Raw genomic sequence first — 14,750 nt, 5'->3', positions numbered from 1 at the left:
GATTCAGGACTGCGCGGCGACCGTCAGATCCGGACGTCGCACCGAGGCCGGGTACGCCGTGGATGCCTTGCCGCCCAAGCGATATCGCGCACCACGATGTTCCTCGGGCAGCCGATCACCCGCACCGAACAGCGCGTTGCGCAACGTGCCCGGCACATACTCGGTCGGATACGCGCCCCGCTCGGTCAACACCGGAATCACATGTCGCACAACATCTTCGAAACTGCCCGGGGTGATCGCGTAGGCGAGGTTGAACCCGTCCACATCGGTCTGCTCCACCCACTCCTGCAACCGATCCGCCACCGATTCCCCCGAACCGACGAACACCGGCCCCATCCCGCCGATCCCCGCCCAGCGCGCGATATCGCGCACCGTCCACTCGCGGCCGTCGTCGTCGAACTCCTGGAACGCCGACACCGCCGACTGGATCGCATTGCTGCGGACCTGGCCGATCGGATCGTCCAGATCGTATTCGGACAGGTCGATCCCCATCCACCCCGACATGAACACCAGCCCGCCCTCGACGCTCGCGTACTCGAGATACTCCCGATGCTTGCGCTCGGCGGCCTCGTCGGTGGCATCGGTGACGATCGTCGCCAGCGCGTAGATCCGTGCCGAGTACGGATCGCGCCCGGCCTCGCGCAACGCCTCCCGGATTCGCGAGACGGTCTGCCCGAGAACGCGTTTCGAGGGTGCCGCGACGAATATCGCCTCCGCGTTCTCGGCAGCGAACCGGGTGCCGCGTGGCGAGGCTCCGGCCTGATAGATCACGGGCGTGCGCTGCGGCGACGGCTCGGACAGGTGGATACCCGGAACCGTGTAGTGCGTGCCGTAATGCCCGATGTGGTGCACCTTCTCGGGATCCACGTACACCCCGGCCTCGGCGTCACGCACCACCGCGTCCTCTGCCCAGGAGCCCTCCCACAACTTGTAGAGCACCTCGAGATACTCATCGGCCCGGTCGTACCGATCGTCGTGGTCGAGCTGATCGGCCTCGCCGAAATTCCTTGCGGCCGAAGGCAGATAGCCCGTCACCACATTCCAGCCGACCCGTCCGCCGGTGAGATGATCCAACGTGGACAGCCGCCGGGCGAACGGATACGGATGTTCGAACCCGGTCCCGGTGGTGATGCCGAAGCCGAGATGCGTTGTGACAGCGGCCATCGCGGACACCAGCAGCAGCGGATCGGACAGCGGGATCTGCGCGCCCTGGCGCAGCGCGGCGGTGTCGTCACCGCCGTACACGTCGTAGGTGCCCAGCACGTCGGCGATGAAGATGCCGTCGAATCGCCCGCGCTCCAACAGTTTCGCCAGTTCGGTCCAGTAACTCAGCTCGGTGTACCGATGCGACTGGTCCTGCGGGTGACGCCACAGTCCCGGCGATTGGTGCGCGACGCAATTCATGTCGAACGCGTTGAACCGGATCCGCCGGGTCATTTCGCGGCTCCCCCGCGCGCCCCCGCACTCCACGCGAACGGCAGCGCGGTGCCGTTGAGCAGGTGATCACCGATGGCGCGGGCCTTCTGAATCGCCGGATTGTGCACCGAGATGGTCCGGGCGTTGCGCCAGTGCCGATCCAGCCGCAGCCGCTCGGACACGATCGACGCGCCACCGACCTCGAACAGCCGCGTGGTCGCCGCCAACACGATGTCGATCACCCCCAGCTGCGCCTGCGCGGACGCCAATTCCAGTGCCACCAATGCGTTCTCGTCGCTCGCGCCGGAATCCAGCACCTCGTCCAGGCGGTCGGCGACGGCCAGCACGGTCGCCCGCGCGGTGAACGCCGCCGCCGAGAGCTGACCGATCACCTGCTGTACCAGCGGATCCTCGCGCGGCAGATCCGCGGCGGCGTGCGTGTAGGTGCGGGTACGCTCGGCCACCCAGGTCCGCACGTCGAGTTCGGCGCGCTGGGCGATGCCCGCGAGCACGGCCAACTGCACCAGCTGGAGATAGGCGGTGGCGTAGGTCGCGCCGGGCCCGCCGTATCCCGGTCCGAGAACCCGGTCCGCGGCCACCGCGACGTTCTCGAATTCGGTTGTGCCACTTGCGGTCAGCCGCTGCCCGAAACCGTCCCAGTCGTCGTGCTGCCGCACCCCGGAGGCCTCGGCGTCGACCAGGACCGACACCCGCTCACCGTCCTGATCCGCCGCGACCAGGATGTGATCGGCGTACAGCGATCCGGTGCTGTAGTACTTGACGCCGTTCAACCGCCAGTCCGCCCCGTCCGGGGTCAACGTGGTTCGGTACCGATCCACCGCGCCCACACCGGGTTCGGTGATCGCGTTACCCACCAGCGTCCCGTTCGCCACCGCCCGCAACCACTGCTCACTCGCCGGGGACGGCTGGGCCAGCAGCTGATCCTCGACGAACGAGAAGTGCACCCGAAGTGCCTGCGGCAGATTGGATTCCGCCGCGGCCAGCTCGATCAGCAACCCGAACAACTGCCGCGCGCTGGCCCCGTAACCACCGAACTCGACGGGCACCCGCAACGCGCCGAACTTCGCGGCACGCAACCAGCCCACCTCCTCGTGCGGCAGGCGGCGGTCGATCTCGCGCTGCAACGCGCCCGCGGCGATCCGCTCGAAGACGGGCGCGAAGATCTCGGTGAGCTCGGAATCGGTGGTGGTGCGCGAGGCGGTGGAGGTCATATCGGAACGATCGCCCGAACTCGTCGCTCGCTCACGGTTTACGCGCAGCGGGATCGAAATACCTTCGCCGCGAACGCCGCCGGACCTCATCCGGAAGCCAACAGCGCCCCGCCCGGAATCCGGACGGGGCGCTGCGAACCGAGAATTACTTACCAGCGGGAACGAACGGCGCGTTGATCGTCTGGAAGTACTGCACCGCGGCCGCGATGGCGACCGGAGCGGTCACCAGCAGCTGACCCGCGAGGGTACCCAGCGCACCGACGGCGATGATGCCGCCGAAGCAGCCGATCACCGCGGCGGGCAGGAACGCGCCGAACAGGCCCACGATCGCCGCCGCCGACACGGTCGCACCGGCGATACCGCCGAGCACACATCCGATGGCGCCACCGGTCAGGCCGCCGACCAGGGTACCGACGGTGGCACCGGTGGAGATGGTGTCCTTCATCCGGTTCCAGGCCGCCTGCTCACGGTCGTACGGGGTCTTCCACGGCGCGGTGTTCTGGTACGGCAGATCCACCGGCTTGTAGACCGCGTGCCCCATGTCGAACTGCGGGGTCAGGGTGGCGGTGTGGTTGGCGATGTTCGCCGCGATCGGGAATTCGAAGTCGTCGACCCGGAACTTCAGTTCCGTTCCGGCAACGGTCTTTCCGTCGGCGGCCTTGATCTTGAACACGCCGTTCTCGACGGCCATGGAACCGGCGTCGGTCTGAACGACGGAAGCGGTCGGAGTCGACCACGCCTTGAAGTTGACGGCCTCCGGCGCGCTCTGCTGCGGCGCGGCGTTGGCACCCCCGGCGGTGACGCCGAGTGCGGTTGTTACGAGAGCCGCGACCACCGCGAACTTACGCATCTTCACTTTTGTATTCCCTCATCATCAAAACCGACAGGACCGGGGCGCTGCACCGCCCCACATGCGAATGCATCCGCCCATCAGGACGAATTCATTCGACGGGGAATCCATGAGCCCCGCCGGCACAGGTCTCACTCCGGACCCGCACCCGCCCGGTATTCCCGAGCGGGGCGGTGTCCCCCCGGTGCATTCGCACCGGGTCCGATTCACCGATCACCTCGCCGTTCGTGTAACGGCGTCGTGATAGTGGTGAACATTACCTTGCCGGAGTGAACGGCGCATTGATGGTGGTGAAATATTGAATCGCCGCGATCACCGCGACCGGCGCGGTCACCAGCAATTGTCCGGCCAGGGTGCCCAGCGCACCGACCGCGATGATGCCGCCGAAGCAGCCGACCAGCGCCGCGGGCAGGAACGCGCCGAAAAGACCCACGATCGCGGCCGCGGCGACGGTCGCCCCCGCGATACCGCCGAGCAAGCAGCCCACGGCCCCGCCGGTCAGGCCGCCGACCAGGGTGCCGACGGTGGCGCCGGCGCTGATGGTGCTGGTCAACCGGTTCCACGCCGCCTGCTCGCGGTCGTACGGCGTCTTCCACGGCGCGGTGTTCTGATACGGCAGATCCACCGGCTTGTACACCGCGTGCTGGACGTCGAACCGCGGGGTCAACGTGGCGGTCCGACCGGCGATATCCGCGGCGATCGGAAACACGAAATCATCCACCCGGAAGGATAATTCGGTCCCGGCCAGGACTTTTCCGTTATTCGCCCGGATCGTGAACACCCCGTCACGCGCATCCAGCGATCCGGCGTCGGTGGAGATGATCGTCGAACTCTTGGTGGTGGTTGCCTTGTAATCGACGACGCCGTCGGACCCGTTCGGTGTGGCAGAAGACACACCGGACGACAATCCCAGCGCCGTGACGACCAGGGCCGCGACCACAGCGACCTTGTTCAATTTCACGGTATTTCCCTCATCTTCGAATCGCGACGCCGTGCTTGGCCACGACCTCCCCGTGACCGGCATCGCGAGGATTCGGCAGAGTTCGCCGAAGAACAGCCGCTCACACTGCCCGTGAGCGGCCGACCATCAGCGTCGGGCATCACGTGACGATCACGACAGGTTAAGAAACACCCAGATTTCAACCGCTGACCCGGGTGTCCGATTCGGGCAGTATCGCGTACTGGAGCGCCGTCCCCGCGCGGCGCGCCGCCCGCCCGAAGAACTGTTCCATCCTGAAAGGGTTGCGCTCGAATGAGCTTGAACTTCCACTGGTTCCTACCCACCTACGGCGATTCCCGCAACCTGGTCGCGGGCGGCCACGGCACCGCGATGTCGGGCGATCGACCCGCCTCGCTGCGCTATCTGAATCAGATCGCCGGCGCCGCGGAGGAGAACGGTTTCGAGGGGGTGCTCACCCCGACCGGGGCCTGGTGCGAGGACGCCTGGCTCACCACGGCCATGCTGGTGGAGACGACCGAGACGCTGAAATTCCTGGTCGCCTTCCGTCCCGGCGTGGTCAGCCCGACGCTGGCCGCGCAGATGGCGGGCACCTTCCAGCGGCATTCGCGCGGCCGGCTGCTGCTGAACGTCGTCACCGGCGGCGAACCGCACGAACAGCAGGCGTACGGCGACTTCCTGGACAAGGAACAGCGCTACGAGCGCACCGGCGAATTCCTGCACATCGTGCGTGAACTGTGGGGTAACCGCGAGCCGATCAGCTTCGAAGGCAAACACCTTCAGGTCCGCAACGCGCTGCTCAACAACCACCCCGATCCGATCCCGCCGGTGTTCTTCGGCGGCTCCTCGGCACCCGCGGGCCCGATCGCCGCACAGTACGCGGATACCTATTTGACTTGGGGCGAGCCACTTTTCGCAGTGAGCAAGAAGCTCGAGTGGATCCGTCGGCTGGCCGTGGACCACGGTCGCAAGCTCGACTACGGCCTGCGCATCCATGTCATCTCCCGCGACACCTCCGAGCAGGCGTGGGCCGAAGCCGATCGTTTGCTGGAGGCCGTGGATCCCGCGGATATCGAACGCGTGCAAGCGAATCTGGCCAAGAGCGAATCCGAGGGCCAGCGCCGCATGCTGGATCTGCACGGCGGCGCCACCGACCGTCTGGAGATCGCCCCCAACCTGTGGGCAGGCGTCGGCCTGGTCCGCGGCGGCGCGGGCACCGCCCTGGTCGGCTCGCACGAAGAGGTCGCCGAACGTCTCGTCGAATACTCCCGCCTCGGCATCAGCCAGTTCATCCTGTCGGGCTACCCGCACGTCGAGGAGGCGTACTGGTTCGGCGAGGGTGTGCTGCCCATTCTCGAACGTCGCGGGCTCTGGAAGCATCCCACCCGTCGCTTCCGTCCGGCCGCTACGACCCCCTTCGCGACCGCCGCCGCCAGCAGCAGCTAGATCAGCCGAATCTCGGTCGCCTGGCCGGCCGCCCACGACGCCAACAGCGCCAAGCCGTCCGCGGCGGCCGTGCCCGCGGGCGCGGTGTAGACGTTCAGGAGCAGGCCGGGTTCGGAGGACAGGTCCATCGACTCGACGTCCAGGTCGAGCCGGCCCACCACCGGATGATGCAGACGCTTGTGTCCGGACCGGTGCAGCCGAACGTCCTGGGATGCCCACCGCTGTCGGAACAGCTCACTGCGCGTTGACAATTCGCCGACCAGAGCGATCAGTTCCGCGTCGTGCGGATTGCGACCGGCTTCCATGCGCAGCTTCGCGGCCACATCGCAGGCGATCCGGTCGTAGTCGACGAAGAACGCCTGTGCCGCTTCGGGATTCAGGTACACGAACCGCGCGGTGTTCGCGGGCCGTCGCGGGTCGGCCAGCACCGGTGAATACAGCGCGCGGGCAAGCTGATTCGTGGCCAGCACGTCGTAACGGCCGTTGCAGATCCAGGCCGGGGCGTCGGTGAGGGCGTCGAGCACCTGCTGAAGCGCCGGACGCACCGTCACAGCGGGTCGCCGACGGCGTGCACCGCCGGGCGTCCTGGACTGCCGCGCGAGGTGGAACAGGTGATCGCGCTCGGCCTCGTCGAGTTGCAAGGCCGAAGCCAACGCGTCGAGCACCCCGTCGGAAGCGCCGGTGAGACTGCCACGCTCCATCCGCACGTAGTAGTCGACCGATACCCCGGCCAACAGGGCTACCTCTTCACGACGCAGCCCCTTGACCCGGCGGTTGCCGCCGTACGCGGGCAGTCCGGCCCGTTCGGGCGCGATCCGCGCACGACGCGAGCTCAGGAACTCCTTGATCTCGGTACGCAGATCGGTCATCGCCATCCCTTCACGATAAGCACTGTCCGCGGGCCGAAGGAGGCACTGCTGGTACCCCGACGGTTACACCTAGGTACCTGTTGCCGTCGTCGCGACGCCACCGTCGACCGGGACAATGGCACCCGTCATATACGCCCCGGCCCGGCTGGCGAGGAACACGGCGACCCCGGCCATGTCGTCGTCGCGGCCGATCCGGCGCAGCGGTGCCTTCCCCGCGATCTCGTCCCCGATCGCCTCGAGCGTGGCCGCCATCATCTCCGACGGGAACACTCCCGGAGCCACCGCGTTCACCGTGACGTGCTGTGGCCCCAGTTCCCTGGCAAGCACCCTGGTGAGCTGATGAAGCGCCGCCTTACTGCTGGCGTACGAGTAGTTGGGCGCAGCGGCGACGTGAATGGCGGCGATGCTGCCGATGTTGATGATCCGCGCGGGATCCTCGGCGGTACCCGCCCGGCGAAGCGCGGGCAGCAGCGCCTGCACGAGCCGGAACGGGGCCTTGAGATTGAGGTCGAGCACGGTGTCCCAACCCTCGTCCGGGAACGTCTCCAGCGGCTCACGCCACATCGCTCCGGCATTGTTGACGAGGATGTCCAGGCTTTCCGAGTCACCCACGACAAGGTCCGCGAGACGCTGACACTCGTCATACCTCGACAGATCAGCGGGAATTGCTCGAACATCGCCGAACTCCGACAGCAACCGCTGCGCCTCCGCACACGCATCCGCCTTACGCGAGCTGACGACGACGCGAGCACCCGCCCGCAACAGCCCGCGCGCGATCATCATCCCGATCCCCCTGGTACCGCCGGTGACGAGTGCGTACTTCCCACTCAGATCGAAAAGCTCTGCGTGAGTAGTGAATTGACTATCCGCCATTGACCTTCGCTCCTTCTGTCGCGGCAGCATGCGCCGACCCGCTCGCGCGTCCGATGCAGCCGAATCGAATCGATGAGGCTCCGCGGATCCATCGGTTCTCCGCCGTGTAGCCGGGAGCCGACTCAAACGTTGACAGGCGTCCGGAACGTCCGGGAGTCCCTGCCGAGACAGGTACCGCGAGAGCCCCCCTCAATCCCCGGAGAACGAGCAGAGCCCCGGCGGGATCAATTGATCCCGCCGGGGCTCTGCCGTGGCGGAGGATAGGGGATTTGAACCCCTGAGGGCGTTAACCCAACCCGCGTTCCAGGCGAGCGCCATAGGCCACTAGGCGAATCCTCCGGTCAGCAATATACCGGTTGACCCCCTGGTGGCACCAAACCGGCCTGTCGGAGGGGGTCGACGCTCACTTGTGCAGGCCGGTGAGGACCTTCTTGAGCTGGTTCTTGCAGGTGGTGGCGACGTCGTCCTTGTTGAGGGTGCTGTCGGCGTAGATGCGCAGTTCGACCTTCGCCGAGAGGTTGGAGTCCATCGTGGCGCAGGTGTAGTTGTAGACCGTGAAACTGGAGTAGTCGTCCTGTTCGACGGCGTAGTACGCCTGCGAGCCGACACCGGGCAGATCACCCGAGCTGCGGCCGCTGCCCGTGGTCTTGGTGTCGGAGTCCTTCCACATGGTGTAGTCGGGCGAGCCGTACTTGCTCTGGAAGTTGACGTCCAGGGACAGCGAAGCGCTGTTGGTGCTGTACTTGCCGCCGCCGCCCTCGTAGGAGCCGTTGCAGTCCAGCGAACCGCCGCCGATGGTGCTGTCCGGTGCGCGTTCGGTGTGCGTCGGGCTGGACTTGGGGGTGGTGGCCCATTTGCTCAGCACCGTCATGTCGACCAGGTTGCACGCGTTGCTGACGCTGGACATGTTGTAGTCGCCGTCGACCTTGTTCTTGCCCAGGATCGAGGAGGAGCTGTCGTTGCTGCTGCTCACCGCGACGATGCCGATCACGACACCGATGATCACCACCAGGCCGACCACACCGCCGATGATCCACAGCGCGGCGTTGCTCTTCTGCGGCGGACGCGGCGTGAAGGCGGGCTGCTGGGGGTAACCGCCGGTGAACTGGGGTTGCGGCTGCTGTCCGGTGTACCCCATCTGCGGCTGGACGACCGGTTGCGGCGTCGGCTGCGAAGGCGGCTGCGGAATCGGCTGCACCCCCGACTGGCCGTAGGGCTGCGGGTTGTACGTCGGCGGCGTGTACGGCTGCTGGGCGTGCCCGGCGGTGCCGAAAGCCTGGTTGCCGCCCAGGATCGTCGGATCGGTGCCGGTCAGCGGTGTGCCCGAACCGGTACTGGCCGGGGTGGACCACCACTGGTTGGCGTCCTGCGGCGACTCGTCCTGCGGCGGGGTGTTCTCCGTCATGTTTTCCTTCCCTCCGGGTGCGGTAGCCGAAGCCCCCTCGGAACGTTCGACAGATCGTAGCGAGTCGACCGCCGCCACGTCTCCTGCGTTTGCCGGGGGCGCGTGCGGACGGGGTGTCGGGGAGCCGCTACACTGGCCGACGGATCCCGCGCGGCGCGCATCCTGTGAACTCCCCCAGGGCCGGAAGGCAGCAAGGGTCAACGGGCTCTGCCGGGTGCGCGGGGTCCCCTTACCTCCCCGCTCTGGTTCGCGGCCTTCGGGGGCCGCGAACATGCCGCAGCGGAGCGTAGGCCGCAGACACAGCATATGCCGCACCTCGGGTGATAATCCCTAGTAACGTGGATTGCTGGACCCGGCGCGGGCCGCGTCCGAACACAATCCCCACGCTGCTTGGAAAGGCTGTTGAGTGATGCCCCGGCAAACGCAGATCGGTTTGATGAGCCATGCGGAACTCGTATCCGAACACGAGACGCAGACCGCGAACTACGCGAAGCTCGAAACCGAAAAGCTGACACTGGATCTCACCCGCGGTAAGCCCTCGCCCGAGCAACTCGACCTCTCGCTGGAGCTGCTCACCCTGCCCGGCACCGAATTTCGCGATGCGGCCGGTACGGATCTGCGCAATTACGGTGGGCAGCAAGGGCTTCCGGAGTTGCGCGCGATCTTCGGCGAGCTGCTCGGCATCCCGGTGGCCAACCTCCTGGCCGGGAACAACTCCAGCCTCGAGCTGATGCACGAGGTGCTGACGTTCTCGCTGCTGTACGGCACCGCCGATTCCGCGCGCCGCTGGGTGGACGAGCCGGTCGTCAAATTCCTGTGCCCCAGTCCGGGTTACGACCGGCACTTCGCGATGACGCAGGCGCTCGGCATCGAGATGATCCCGATCGAGATCGGTCCCGAGGGCCCGGACGTGCACGCCATCGCCGCGGCGGTGGCCGCGGACCCGCAGATCAAGGGCCTGTGGGCGGTGCCGAACTACGCCAACCCGACCGGTGTCACCTTCTCCGAAGACATTGTCCGGGAACTGGTTTCGATGCCCGCGGCCGCGCCGGACTTCCGGCTGTTCTGGGACAACGCGTACGCGGTGCACCCGCTGACCGACACCACCGAACCCTCGCTGGACGTGCTGGGCCTGGCCGCCACGGCCGGAAACCCCAACCGCCCCTTCGTTTTCGCCTCCACCTCGAAGATCACCTTCGCCGGCAGCGGGGTCAGCTTCCTGGGCGGCTCGACCGCCAACCTGGACTGGTACCTGAAACACGCCGCGAAGAAGAGCATCGGCCCGGACAAGATCAACCACCTGCGGCACGTGAAATTCTTCGGCGACGCCGACGGCGTGCGCGCGCACATGCAGAAGCACCGCGCCATCCTGGAGCCGAAATTCGCTCTGGTGCTGCGGATTCTGGAGGATCGGCTGGGCGCGTCGAAGATCGCGTCGTGGACCGAGCCCAAGGGCGGCTACTTCATCAGCCTGGATGTGCTGGAGGGCACTGCCGCCCGGGTCGTCGCGCTGGCGAAGGCCGCCGGAATCGCGCTCACCCCGGCGGGTTCGGCGTTCCCGTACGGAAAAGACCCGGAGGACAAGAACATTCGCATCGCACCGAGTTTCCCGCCGCTGGGTGACCTGGAGAAGGCGATGGACGGCCTGGCGACCTGTGTGCTGCTCGCGGCCACGGAGAAGCTGCTCGACAAGTAGAGCGGTTGCGCGCCCGATAGGTCCGGAACGCGAACGGGCCGCCCTGTAGCGGGCGGCCCGTTCGTCGTTCGAAAAGTGTTGTGGTTACGCGGGTTTGTGCGCCAGGACCGCGAACATGGTCACCGACAGGTGGATGTCGCCGGACTCCGCGCCCACCTGGAGATCGGCCAGCAACCGCTCGCGCTGCTGCTCGGTGATCGCGCCGCGCGCCACCGCCATCGCGGAGATCCGCGCGACCAGCGCACCCGCGCCGATCCCGGCGTCCTGCACCAGCGCGTGCGAGCCGACCTCGTCGACGACCAGCCCCGCCTGCTGCAACTGTCCGTGCAGGCGACGTCCGGCGAACGGGTTGGTGGTGTTGCCGATCAGCGTCTCGATCACCTCGTGCGTCACCTTCCGGTCGCCCGGATGCACGATCGCGGTGCCCCAATCGCTGTCGGTCACCACGACCCGCCCGCCGGGCCGCAGCACCCGCGCGATCTCGGCGGTCGCGCGCACCGGCGCGGTCAGATGCTGGAACACGCGCTCGCACAGCGCCGCATCGAACGATCCTGCCCCGAACGGCAGCCCGTAGGCGTCCCCGGTGACGAACCGTGCGACCGAACCCGCCTGTGCCGCAGTACGTTCCGCGGTGGCGAGCAGATTCGGATCGGGTTCCACACCGACGGCCTCGCCGTGCGGACCGACGGCCTCGGCGAAGGTGAGCACCTCCGACCCGGTCCCGGACCCGATGTCGACCGCGCTCTCGCCCGGCCGCAACCCCAGCGCCTCGTGGGCCCAGGACCGCAGCCGCGCGATCCCGGGCAACGCGGCCTGCAGATCACGGACATCGATGAGTTGATCGTGCCCTTCCCGATCGAATCGATCCGGTCGCCGGGCAGAGGGTGTGGTGCTGTCTGTGGACGCCATATAACTTGCCGTTCTGTCTTTCGGCACCGTGCCCACTGTGGGGGGTATCACCAGAGTGTCAGGCATGCGCCGAGCCTACGCGGCACATCCGGCTACTCGCCGGTTTCGATTCGCGGGGCGTCGTCCGCAGCCGCCCGGAGCCTTCTCGGGGATCTCGAGCACCCGCTGGAGTGGGATGATCGACGTCATGGCCACCCATCAGCTGTGTCTCGCGCAGGAACCCGAAGCGGATCTGCTGCTGTCCTCGGACCCGTTCGCGCTGCTCCTGGGGATGATGTTGGATCAGCAATACCCCCTCGAACACGCATTCCGGGGCCCGCGCAAACTCGCCGACCGAATGGGCGGATTCGACATCCGCAAGATCGCCGAGGCCGACCCCGCCGAGTTCGAGGAATTGGCGGCCACACCACCCGCAATTCACCGTTACGGCCGCTCGATGGCCCGGCGTGCCCAGGACCTGGCCCGATACGTCATCGAACACTACGACGGCCACACCGACCGAATCTGGACCCAGGACGATCCGAACGGCACGGAAGTCCTGCGCCGCCTCAAGGACCTCCCCGGCTACGGCGACCAGAAAGCACGGATCTTCCTGGCACTACTCGGCAAACAACTCGAGGTCCGGCCGAGCGGATGGGAGAAGGCCGCAGGGGCGTACTCGGAACACAACTCGCGACGTTCGGCGGCGGACATCGTGGACGGGGAGACGTTGCTCGAGGTACGAGCGTTCAAGAAGGAACAGAAGGCGGCCGCCAAGAAGAAGGCGTGAGCATCTCATCGCTCATCCTGCGACGAGACGGTCGCCGTCATCATCCTTAGCCTCGATCAGCCCCAGGAGATCTACCTGGCCCGTGGTTCCGACGAGACGGACACCGGGCCGGATGTCAATGAAGCGCAGGACCTTCGGGGGACACCTCTGGAAGCGGCACGCGACGGCGAGGTCCTCGTAACCCGATGTCGGGTCAAGGCAGGCCGAGCGCGATGGCGAGTGCTCGGTTGACTGCCAAGATAGATGCTGGTGACAAGGTGCCGAGATACTCACCAAGTTCGTTCTTGCTCAAGGTTTCGATGTTGTCGGTGTTGACGTATCCGTTGAGCGGATCGGCCGGTGTGAGTTCCACCCAGGTCGGCAGCTCCCGCTTCGTGGTCGTCAGCCGTACAGCCAAGATATCGGCCGTGACTCGGTTGCGACCATTGTTGGAGACGACGAGCCAAGGCTCGAGCCCATAGCCGAGGTCCGCTCGATAGACCTGGCCGCGTACAGGCGCAGCGGTTGGGCTCACGCGGTCGCCTGCCGAGCGTTACGGCGCGCCCGGAGCGCGGAGCGCTCCTCGTCGTTCTCGAACGGGTAACTCGGCGACTCGGCGACGACTGCCGTGTAGGCCGCCTGCAACTTCTCTTCTTGCAGCCGATTCCACGCCTCGTGGATTGCTGCAACGACTGCGGCAGACCGCGACGGCGAAGCCGCCTCCAGATCTGTCAGCTGTTGGAACGTCTCCTCGTCCAGCCGGACTGTCATCGCATGTGTCATACAAATATGATACCGACAAACGCACCGTCAGAACAGCCTGGAGCAGGCTGGAGCAAGTTTGGCTCTGCGCGCCTCGAAATGAAATGAGCCCACCGGAATCCGGGATTCGATACACCGCATCATCGTCGCTCCGCCATTTCCGGCGCATGAACGATGGGTGAGACGAGTCAGGTAAGCAGGGCTGTCACGGTTTCGGTGAGGGCCGTGTTCAGGAGGTCGGCGTAGGTGTCTATGTCGGGGATGACGGCGGGGTCGGCGTGGATGGAGAGGGTGATTGTGGGGCCGAGGCCGTGTAGGCCGTGGGTCAGGTGCATTACTGTGCCGAGGGCGGGGAAGCCGGCGGTCCAGCGGGCGGGGGCGGTGGCGAAGGTGAGGGTGGCGGGGCCGCGGTTGACGCTGGAGAGCACGGTGTGGGCGGGGAGGGTTTCGGGGGTGCGGTCGAGGGGGTAGGCGGCGATGTCGCGGCGGAGTACGGGGGCGGGGATCACCTCGGTTACCGCGTTGCGGGTGGTCATCAGGGGTGAAGGGTTCGGGTGCGGCGGGCGGTCAGGGCGGTGGAGATGCGGGCGGCTCGGATGTGTGGATTCGGTTCTCGCACAGGGAGTTCGATGGCCAGGTCTGCGTAGTTGTTGCGGGGCGACGAACTGCTGGGCGGCGCGGGGACGGCCATCGAGATCTGTGCGCCGAGGCGGATATTCGGTTCGCCGTGTTCGGACAGGTAACGGGAGAGGGCCACAGCTATCGCGGTTGCCGCCACCACGGTCACCGTGTGGCCGGGGACGCGTAGGTCGTCGCGGACCAACATGCGGATGGCGTGGGAGGTCGGCGCGGGTGGGTGGTTGAGTCGGGTCGGTGGGAAATCTGTTGCGGGCGTGGGGATTTTGCCGCGCGTTGTCAGATCTGCGAGTTCGCGGCGGGCGCGTTCGGCAGCCAGTCCACGAATCACCGTGCGAGCCATGGCAATCGGGAATTTCAGCAGTGCCGCAGTCTCCACCAGAAGCGGTCCGCGAACAACCGCACGCGCCAACCTACCCCGACATGCCGACACGCGCTCAGACGAATTCGGTTCGGACACAGGAACATCGCTCCACAGCGCCCGTGCGATATCGGCCGCACGACGCCCATCAGCCAACGCATGCGACAGCTGCAACACCGCAACCAGCGCGGGCGCGTCACCACCCGGTGCACCACGAACACCGCGAAACAGATGCAGCCGCCACGGATACTCCTCGGCGCGAACACCACAGGACAACAGATTCTCCAGTGCCGCAACAACATCCGTCCACACGGAACCGGCAACCACAGGCTCGGTGATCTGCGAGGCCACAGCATCACACGAAACCCACCGCGGATACGCGAAGCGATACTCCCGCAGCCGCACACCCAGATCCGGAATCCCGGCGGCCCGCGCGAGCACCTCCTCCCGCAACGACTCGAACGAAGCCCCGGCATCATCGAAGCAATACAGCAGGAACAGATCGTTGACCGCGCGACGCGACAACCAATATCTCGTCGCGTCCTGCGGCGCCAGCGAAGTCACCCGACGACGATATCCACCCGTGGTA

The 14,750-nt window shown here is 66.7% G+C and carries 15 protein-coding genes, 1 tRNA gene and 1 other RNA gene; 4 read left to right on the top strand and 13 right to left on the bottom strand.

Annotated features, from left to right (window positions below; all coding sequences use genetic code 11):
- Positions 1-3: 3 nt before the first annotated feature.
- From NRB20_RS04245 to NRB20_RS04230, 4 genes are all read right to left on the bottom strand, one after another.
- Complete coding sequence (locus NRB20_RS04245) at positions 4-1,437, bottom strand: LLM class flavin-dependent oxidoreductase (RefSeq protein ID WP_153407925.1); 1,434 nt, start codon at positions 1,435-1,437, stop codon at positions 4-6.
- Positions 1,434-2,648 (bottom strand): acyl-CoA dehydrogenase family protein, encoded by a 1,215-nt coding sequence (locus tag NRB20_RS04240; RefSeq protein ID WP_153407924.1) that lies wholly within the window; start codon positions 2,646-2,648, stop codon positions 1,434-1,436. Before NRB20_RS04240 ends, NRB20_RS04245 begins: the two co-directional genes overlap by 4 nt.
- Positions 2,649-2,793: 145 nt before the next feature.
- Positions 2,794-3,498: a hypothetical protein gene (locus tag NRB20_RS04235; RefSeq protein WP_153407923.1), complete on the bottom strand. Its 705-nt coding sequence runs from the start codon at positions 3,496-3,498 to the stop codon at positions 2,794-2,796.
- 256 nt (positions 3,499-3,754) lie between these two features.
- On the bottom strand, positions 3,755-4,459 hold the full coding sequence (locus NRB20_RS04230; protein ID WP_319944458.1) for a hypothetical protein: 705 nt from the start codon (positions 4,457-4,459) through the stop codon (positions 3,755-3,757).
- Between the two features lie 291 nt (positions 4,460-4,750).
- Here NRB20_RS04230 and NRB20_RS04225 point away from each other — a divergent pair, with 291 nt between their 5' ends.
- A complete protein-coding gene (locus tag NRB20_RS04225; protein WP_153407922.1) occupies positions 4,751-5,902 on the top strand; it encodes an LLM class flavin-dependent oxidoreductase in 1,152 nt (383 codons plus the stop codon).
- On the opposite strand, the gene NRB20_RS04220 is transcribed toward NRB20_RS04225, so the two are convergent.
- From NRB20_RS04220 to NRB20_RS04205, 4 genes are all read right to left on the bottom strand, one after another.
- Positions 5,899-6,777 carry a helix-turn-helix transcriptional regulator gene (locus NRB20_RS04220; protein ID WP_153407921.1) on the bottom strand — a complete coding sequence of 293 codons (879 nt, stop codon included), beginning with the start codon at positions 6,775-6,777 and terminating at the stop codon, positions 5,899-5,901. The genes NRB20_RS04225 and NRB20_RS04220 overlap by 4 nt on opposite strands.
- A gap of 63 nt (positions 6,778-6,840) precedes the next feature.
- Positions 6,841-7,644: an SDR family oxidoreductase gene (locus NRB20_RS04215; protein ID WP_153407920.1), complete on the bottom strand. Its 804-nt coding sequence runs from the start codon at positions 7,642-7,644 to the stop codon at positions 6,841-6,843.
- Positions 7,645-7,895: 251 nt separating this feature from the next.
- Positions 7,896-7,983, bottom strand: a tRNA-Ser gene (locus NRB20_RS04210).
- A 64-nt stretch (positions 7,984-8,047) separates the two neighbouring features.
- Entirely contained in the window at positions 8,048-9,049 is a 1,002-nt protein-coding gene (locus NRB20_RS04205) for a resistance to Congo red protein (RefSeq protein ID WP_153407919.1), read from the bottom strand.
- Between the two features lie 138 nt (positions 9,050-9,187).
- Here NRB20_RS04205 and ffs point away from each other — a divergent pair.
- Both ffs and NRB20_RS04195 read left to right on the top strand, forming a co-directional pair.
- An RNA gene (gene ffs / locus NRB20_RS04200) (signal recognition particle sRNA small type) lies at positions 9,188-9,282 on the top strand.
- A 176-nt stretch (positions 9,283-9,458) separates the two neighbouring features.
- Positions 9,459-10,745, top strand: a complete 1,287-nt coding sequence (locus NRB20_RS04195; RefSeq protein ID WP_153407918.1) for an aminotransferase class I/II-fold pyridoxal phosphate-dependent enzyme — start codon at positions 9,459-9,461, stop codon at positions 10,743-10,745.
- A gap of 84 nt (positions 10,746-10,829) precedes the next feature.
- On the opposite strand, the gene NRB20_RS04190 is transcribed toward NRB20_RS04195, so the two are convergent.
- Positions 10,830-11,654, bottom strand: coding sequence for a methyltransferase domain-containing protein (locus tag NRB20_RS04190; protein WP_153407917.1), 825 nt, complete (start codon positions 11,652-11,654; stop codon positions 10,830-10,832).
- Between the two features lie 187 nt (positions 11,655-11,841).
- Between NRB20_RS04190 and NRB20_RS04185 the strand changes: the two genes are divergently transcribed.
- The gene (locus tag NRB20_RS04185; RefSeq protein WP_153408584.1) at positions 11,842-12,423 is read left to right on the top strand and encodes an HhH-GPD-type base excision DNA repair protein; all 582 of its coding nucleotides are present in this window, start codon (positions 11,842-11,844) and stop codon (positions 12,421-12,423) included.
- Positions 12,424-12,616: 193 nt separating this feature from the next.
- Here NRB20_RS04185 and NRB20_RS04180 read toward each other — a convergent pair whose 3' ends face one another.
- The 4 genes from NRB20_RS04180 to NRB20_RS04165 all read right to left on the bottom strand — a co-directional run bounded on the left by NRB20_RS04180 (position 12,617) and on the right by NRB20_RS04165 (position 14,725).
- Positions 12,617-12,937, bottom strand: coding sequence for a type II toxin-antitoxin system PemK/MazF family toxin (locus NRB20_RS04180; RefSeq protein WP_319944457.1), 321 nt, complete (start codon positions 12,935-12,937; stop codon positions 12,617-12,619).
- Positions 12,934-13,185, bottom strand: coding sequence for an antitoxin (locus tag NRB20_RS04175; RefSeq protein WP_194289724.1), 252 nt, complete (start codon positions 13,183-13,185; stop codon positions 12,934-12,936). Before NRB20_RS04175 ends, NRB20_RS04180 begins: the two co-directional genes overlap by 4 nt.
- 167 nt (positions 13,186-13,352) lie before the next feature.
- The gene (locus NRB20_RS04170) at positions 13,353-13,700 is read right to left on the bottom strand and encodes a hypothetical protein (protein WP_153407916.1); all 348 of its coding nucleotides are present in this window, start codon (positions 13,698-13,700) and stop codon (positions 13,353-13,355) included.
- Positions 13,700-14,725, bottom strand: coding sequence for a WS/DGAT/MGAT family O-acyltransferase (locus NRB20_RS04165; RefSeq protein WP_153407915.1), 1,026 nt, complete (start codon positions 14,723-14,725; stop codon positions 13,700-13,702). The genes NRB20_RS04170 and NRB20_RS04165 overlap by 1 nt, the downstream gene beginning before the upstream one ends.
- Positions 14,726-14,750 lie beyond the last annotated feature (25 nt).

The sequence above is a fragment of the Nocardia macrotermitis genome (assembly GCF_009604405.1).
Taxonomy (GTDB): domain Bacteria; phylum Actinomycetota; class Actinomycetes; order Mycobacteriales; family Mycobacteriaceae; genus Nocardia; species Nocardia macrotermitis.
This window is presented reverse-complemented; position numbering and strand designations above follow the sequence as displayed.